Below are 4,689 nucleotides of genomic sequence, written 5' to 3' on the forward strand. Positions count from 1 at the left end.
GGGCCACCCCGTCCGCCGGCGAGCCCCACCCCATGGAGCCGGCCGCCGCCGGCGCCGTGGAGCCATGGTCGCCCGAGCCGGATGGGACCCCTCCCGGGCAGCCGGAGGCCGGCAGCCGCAGCGACCACCCCGAGGTGTCCTACGTGCTGCGGGTCAACGGCGTCGACCGGCCGGTGGCCGGTGCCTGGATCGGCGAGTCGCTGCTCTACGTGCTGCGCGAGCGGCTCGGCCTGGCCGGCGCCAAGGACGGCTGCGCGCAGGGCGAGTGCGGTGCCTGCTCGGTGCAGGTCGACGGGCGTCTGGTGGCCGCCTGCCTGGTGCCGGCCGCCACCGCCGCTGGCAGCGAGATCAGGACCGTGGAGGGGCTCGGCGCCGACGGCGCGCCATCGGACGTGCAGCGGGCGCTGGCCGCCACGCCGGTGCAGTGCGGGTTCTGCCTGCCGGGGATCGCGATGACCGTGCATGACCTGCTCGAGGGCAACCACGCGCCGACCGAGCTCGAGACCCGCCAGGCGCTCTGCGGCAACCTGTGCCGCTGCACCGGGTACCGGGGCGTGCTCGACGCCGTCCGGACGGTCGTGGACGAGCGCGCGGCCGCCGCGGCGCGCGCCGCGGCGGAGGCGGAGCGGGACGGTGGCCCCGGCTCCCGCATCCCGCATCAGGCGGGACCGCCCGCCGGGGGGACGCTATGAGCCTTCGTCCCACGGTGCCGGGCGGTCGAGTGGTTCCAGCTGAGCAAGGGGACGAAAGGGCGATGTCATGACGGACCGTGGCAGCGACGGCGCCACCGCCATCACCGTGTCCCCCGCCGGCGGCGCCAGGACCGCCCGGCCGGCGGGCGCGCCCCCGCACGGCCTCGGCGACTCGCTGCCGCCGGCCGAGGCCGAGGCCAAGGCGAGGGGCACCTTCCCCTACACGGCCGACCTGTGGGCCGAGGGCCTGCTCTGGGCCGCCGTGCTGCGCTCCCCGCACCCGCACGCCACGATCAGGCGGATCGACACGACGGACGCCGCGGCCATGCCGGGCGTGCGGGCCGTGGTCACCCACGAGGACGTGGGCGGCGAGGCCGGCCTCGGCCGGCAGATCACCGACCGGCCGCCGTTCGCCTCCGAGCTGGTCCGCTACCACGGCGAGCCGGTGGCCGCCGTGGCCGCCGACCACCCGGAGACCGCGCGGCTCGCCGCCGCCGCGATCGTCGTCGAGTACGAGGAGCGCGAGCCCGTCACCGACCCGGAGAAGTCGTTCGAGGCGCCGGCGCTCCACCCGGACGGCAACGTGATCCGGCACATCCCGCTGCGGTACGGCGACCCCGCCGCCACCGGCGAGGTCGTGGTGGAGGGCCTGTACCGGATCGGCCGCCAGGACCCGGCGCCCATCGGCGTCGAGTCGGGCCTGGCCGTGCCCCGCCCGGACGGCGGCGTCGAGATCTACACGGCCACCACCGACCCGCACACCGACCGCGACCGGATCGCGGCCTGCCTGGGACTCACCACCGAGCAGGTCAAGATCTACGTCACCGGCGTGCCGGGATCCCTCGGCGACCGCGAGGACCTGGGCTTCCAGCTGCCGCTCGCGCTGCTCGCCATCCGCACCGGCAGCCCCGTCAAGCTGTCGGCGACCCGCGAGGAGTCGTTCCTCGGCCACGCCCACCGGCACCCCACGCTGCTGCGCTACTGGCACCACGCGGACCGCACCGGCAAGATCGTCAAGGTCGAGGCGCAGCTGCTGATGGACGCCGGCGCCTACGCCGACGACTCGGCCGAGGCGCTGGCCGCCGCCGTCTCGTTCGCGGCCGGGCCCTACGTGGTGCCCAACGCGGTGATCGACGGCTGGGCGGTGCGCACCAACAACCCGCCGGCCGGCTACGTGCGCGGCGAGGGCGCGATGCAGGTGTGCGCGGCCTACGAGGGCCAGATGGACCGGCTCGCGGCGCAGCTCGGCATGGACCCGGCCGAGCTGCGCGCCCGCAACGTGCTGGGCACCGGCGACGCGCTGCCGACCGGGCAGACGGTCACCTGCCCGGCCCCGGTCGCCGAGCTGTTGGCCGCGGTGCGCGAGGCACCGCTGCCCGCGCTGCCCAAGGACGGCCCGGTGGAGGACTGGCTGCTGCCCGGCGGACCGGAGGGCGCGGGCGAGCCGGGCGCGGTGCGGCGTGGTGTCGGTTATGCCCTGGGCATGGTCCACATGCTGGGCGCCGAGGGCGCGGACGAGGTGTCCACGGCCACGGTGAAGGTGGAGGGCACGGTCGCCACGGTGCTGTGCGCCGCCGTGGAGACCGGGCAGGGCTTCGCGACGCTGGCGCGGCAGATCGTGCAGGACGTGCTGGGCGTCGAGGAGGTGCACGTCGCGCCGGTGGACACCGACCAGCCGCCGGCGGGCCCCGGCGGGCGCGGCCGGCACACCTGGGTCTCGGGCGGCGCGGTGGAGCGGGCGGCCAAGATGGTGCGCACCCAGTTGCTCCAGCCGTTGGCCGCCAAGTTCGGCATGTCGGCCGAGCTGTTGAGCATCGCGGACGGCAAGATCACCTCCTACGACGGGGTGTTGAGCACCACCGTGGCCGAGGCGCTCGAGGGCAAGGAGCTGTGGGCGACGGCGCAGTGCCGGCCGCATCCGACGGAGCCGCTCGACGCGTCGGGGCAGGGGGACGCGTTCGTGGGCCTGGCCTTCGCGGCGCTGCGGGCCGTGGTGGACGTGGACGCGGAGCTGGGCTCGGTGCGGGTGGTCGAGGTGTCGGTCGCGCAGGACGTGGGGCGGGTGCTCAACCCGCGGCAGCTGCGGGCGCGGATCGAGGCCGGCGTGGTGCAGGGCGTCGGCGCGGCCCTGACGGAGCATCTGCGGGTGGTGCGCGGGGAGGTGCGGCGGCCCGACCTGGCGGGGTACCCGCTGCCCACCGCGTTGGACGCGCCCGACGTGCGGATCGTCAAGCTGATCGAGGAGCGGGACGTGGTCGCGCCGTTCGGCGCCAAGGCGGCGAGCGCGGTGCCGGTGGTGGTGGCGCCGGCGGCGGTGGCCGCCGCGGTCAGGGCGGCCACCGGGCGGCCCGTCAACCGGCTGCCGATCCGGCCGCAGTCGGCGGTGGTGGGCCCGTGAGTGGCGCGTTCACCTGATCGGCGTACGACGAAGGTGACGGCCGAATCAGACTCAGGTCCATAGGCACGGGCGGTTGGACTCCTTACGGTGTTCGCATGACCGACACCGACGCCGGCTCCGGGCCTCCGAGCACCGCCACCCCGCACCAGCAGCCGGGCGAGGAGGCCGCCGGCGGCGGGCGGGGCGGCGTCCTCGGTCCCCGCCACCGTGCGCTCACCCTGGGCTGCGTCTGCTCGATCCTGTTGATCGCCTTCGAGGCCATGGCCATCGGCACGGCGATGCCGGCCGCGGCCGAGGAACTGCGCGGCGTCTCGCTCTACGCGTTCGCGTTCTCCGGCTTCTTCACCACCAGCCTGCTCGGGATGGTGGTCGCCGGGCAGTGGTGCGACCGTGGCGGGCCGCTGCGGCCCGTGGCGGTGGGGATAGCCGCCTTTGCCGCGGGCCTGCTGGTCACGGGCGTGGCGCAGAGCATGTGGGTGTTCGTGCTCGGGCGGGCGGTGCAGGGGATAGGCGGCGGCCTGGTGATCGTCGCGCTCTACGTGGTGGTCGGCCGCGCCTTCCCCGAGCGGCTGCGTCCCGCGGCGCTGGCCGCGTTCTCCGGGGCCTGGGTGCTGCCGTCGATGGTCGGGCCGCTGATCGCGGGCTCCGTCACCGAGCACTACGGTTGGCGCTGGGTGTTCCTCGGGATCACGGCGCTGGTGCCGCTGCCGCTGCTGGTGATGCTGCCGGCGCTGCGGCGGTACGCCTCGGGGCCGTCGGAGGGCGCGCGGGGCGCGTTCGACGGCCGGCGGCTGCGGCTCGCCCTCGCGGTGGCGGTCGGCGCGGGTCTCGTGCAGCTCGGTGGGCAGGAGGTGCGGTGGCTCTCGCTGCTGCCGGCGCTCGTGGGCCTGGCGCTGCTGTGGCCCTCGGCGGTGCGGCTGTTGCCGGCGGGCACCCTCCGGGCGGCCCGCGGGCTGCCGGCGGTGATATCCCTGCGTGGCGTCATCTCCGCGGCGTACCTCGTCACCCAGACCTTCCTGCCGCTGATGCTGGTCTCCCAGCGGGGCCTGTCCTACACCGAGGCCGGTCTGGCGCTCGCCGTCTCGGGCTTGGTGTGGGCGCTCGGCTCCTTCGCGCAGGCCAGGCCGTGGGCCGAGCCGTACCGCCACCCGCTGATGCGGGTCGGGACGGTGCTGCTGGCCGGCGGGGTGCTGCTGACGCCGCTTGTGTTGTGGGACGCGGTGCCGGTGTGGGCGCCCACGGTCTCGCTGACGGTGGCCGCGTTCGGCATGGGGCTCGTGGTCTCCTCGCTCGGCGTGCTGGTGCTGCGGCTGTCGCCGCCTGGGGAGTCCGGGGGCAACGTCTCCTCGCTCCAGGTCTGCGACAGCCTGGGCAACGTGCTGATGCTGACGGCGGTGGGCACCCTGTTCGCCGCCTTCGGCGGGGACGCGTCCGCCGCGCACGAGGCGGGTGAGGGCGCCGCCTCGGCCGTGGGGGCTGGGGCGTTCGTCGTGGTCTACGCGGCGGCGGGGCTCGTCGCGCTGCTCAGCATCGTGGTGGCCCGCAGGATCGGCGCGCCCTCCGAGCCGGCCCTGGCCTGAAGTCGTCGTCGGGGAAAGG

General features: G+C 75.8%; 3 protein-coding genes. All 3 read left to right on the forward strand.

Annotated features, from left to right (window positions below; genetic code table 11):
• On the forward strand, window positions 1–692 hold a 692-nt coding region (locus E1265_RS33865; protein WP_243741304.1), incomplete at its 5' end, for a (2Fe-2S)-binding protein.
• Between the two features lie 67 nt (window positions 693–759).
• Complete coding sequence (locus tag E1265_RS33870) at window positions 760–3,090, forward strand: xanthine dehydrogenase family protein (protein WP_132934782.1); 2,331 nt, start codon at window positions 760–762, stop codon at window positions 3,088–3,090.
• 95 nt (window positions 3,091–3,185) lie between these two features.
• Window positions 3,186–4,670 (forward strand): MFS transporter, encoded by a 1,485-nt coding sequence (locus E1265_RS33875; protein WP_132934783.1) that lies wholly within the window; start codon window positions 3,186–3,188, stop codon window positions 4,668–4,670.
• The last annotated feature ends 19 nt before the right edge of the window (window positions 4,671–4,689 follow it).

It is taken from the genome of Streptomyces sp. 8K308 (assembly GCF_004348315.1).
Classification (GTDB): Bacteria; Actinomycetota; Actinomycetes; order Streptomycetales; family Streptomycetaceae; genus Streptomyces.